Annotated in this window: 2 protein-coding genes; both read left to right on the forward strand. The window is 71.7% G+C overall.

Going from position 1 to position 2,050, the window contains the following annotated elements:
• Nucleotides 1-1,374, forward strand: a 1,374-nt coding sequence (locus LLG88_07990) for a UvrB/UvrC motif-containing protein (protein MCE5246843.1), incomplete at its 5' end; no start/stop codon positions are given.
• Nucleotides 1,375-1,417: 43 nt separating this feature from the next.
• Nucleotides 1,418-2,050: GIY-YIG nuclease family protein (locus tag LLG88_07995; protein MCE5246844.1), on the forward strand; the 633-nt coding region annotated here is incomplete at its 3' end.

Raw genomic sequence — 2,050 nt, forward strand, 5'->3', positions numbered from 1 at the left:
GCGCTGCGCGTCGAGTTCTTCGGCGAGGAGATCGAGCGGATCCGGCGGATCGACCCGCTGCGGGCGACGACGATCGAGGAGCTGGAGCGGCAGCCGGTCTACCCGAACTCGCACTACGTCACGCCGAAGGAGCAGCTCGACCGGGCGACGGCGGGGATCCGCGCCGAGCTCGACGAACGGCTCCGGCAGCTGCACGGCGAAGGGAAGCTGCTCGAGGCGCAGCGCCTCGCCCAGCGGACGAACTTCGACCTCGAGATGATCCAGGAGGTCGGCTACTGCCACGGGATCGAGAATTACTCCCGGCACCTCACCGGACGCCGCCCCGGCGAGCCGCCGCCGACCCTCTTCGACTACCTGCCGAAGGACGCGCTGCTGATCGTGGACGAATCGCACCAGACGATCCCGCAGGTCCGCGCGATGCACCGCGGCGACCGCGCGCGGAAGGAGACGCTCGTCGAGTGGGGGTTCCGCCTGCCGTCGGCGCTGGACAACCGCCCGCTGACCTTCGACGAGTTCGAGGCGATGCGCCCGCGGACGATCTTCGTCTCCGCGACGCCGGCGCCGTACGAGCTGGAGCTGACCGGCGGCGAGGTCGCCGAGCAGGTCGTGCGCCCGACGGGGCTGCTCGATCCGAAGATCGTGATCCGCCCGGTCGAGGGGCAGGTGGACGACCTGCTGCGCGAGGCGCGGGCGCGGGCGGAGCGCGGCGAGCGGACGCTCGTCACGACGCTGACGAAGCGGATGGCCGAGGAGCTGACGGACTACTTCCGCGAGGTCGGCGTGCGGGTCGAGTACCTCCACTCCGACGTCCTCACGCTGGAGCGGGTGCGGATCATCCGCGACCTGCGGAAGGGGGAGTTCGACGTCCTCGTCGGCGTGAACCTGCTGCGCGAGGGGCTCGACCTGCCCGAGGTCTCGCTCGTCGCGGTGCTCGACGCGGACAAGGAAGGGTACCTGCGCAGCGAGACGGCGCTGATCCAGACGATGGGGCGCGCCGCGCGGCACGTGGACGGGACGGCGATCCTCTACGCCGACAAGACGACCGCCGCCCTGGACGCGGCGGTCGGCGAGACGCGGCGCCGCCGCGCGCGGCAGGAGGCGTACAACGCCGAGCGCGGCATCACGCCGCAGTCGATCGTGAAGGGGATCGACGACGTCCTCGGCTCGGTCTTCGAGCGCGACTACCTCGGCGTGCCGAAGCTGGCCGAGGAGGAAGAGGATCTCTCGCTCGGCGAGATCGCCCATCGGGTGCGCGGGCTGGAGAAGGAGATGTTCGCCTGCGCCGCGGCGCTCGACTTCGAGCGGGCGGCGGAGCTGCGGGACGAGATCAAGCGGCTGCGCGAGCGCGAGGCCGCCGCCGCGGGCGGCGACTGAGCGCGCGTTGCGCGGCTTGGGCGCGGCGGGAAGAATGGGCGCGATGCGCGAGGATCTGCCGGAGAAGGTCGCGAGGGCGCTGGAGCGCGTCCCCAAGGATCCCGGCTGCTACCGGATGTGGTCGGCCGAGGGGCGGGTCATCTACGTCGGCAAGGCGCGCTCGCTGCGCCAGCGGGTGCGCTCCTACTTCCAGCCCGGCGCGCAGCACCCGCCGCGGATCGCGCAGTTGGTCGCGGAGGCGCGCGACCTCGACTTCATCGTCGCGCGGAGCGAGCTCGAGGCGCTGATCCTCGAGAACAACCTGATCAAGGAGCACCAGCCGCGCTACAACGTGATGCTGCGGGACGACAAGTCGTACCCGTACCTGAAGCTCACGATGCGCGACGAGTTCCCGCGGGTCGCGCTGACGCGGCGCGTCCGTTCCGACGGCGGCCTCTACTTCGGCCCGTTCCTGCCGGCGAGCCACGCCTGGCGCACGCTGCGGATGATCCCGCGCTTCTTCCAGGTCGCGAACTGCCACCTCCGTTTCGACGGCAAGCAGCGCCCCTGCCTCTACTACCACCTCGACCAGTGCCTCGCGCCGTGCGCGGGGAAGGCCGACCCCGCGGTCTACGCCGAGCGGGTGCGCGAGGCGCGGCTGTTCCTCGAGGGGCGCGACGCGGAGCTGCAGGCGTCG

The sequence above is a fragment of the bacterium genome, assembly GCA_021372775.1.
GTDB lineage: Bacteria > Acidobacteriota > Polarisedimenticolia > J045 > J045 > JAJFTU01.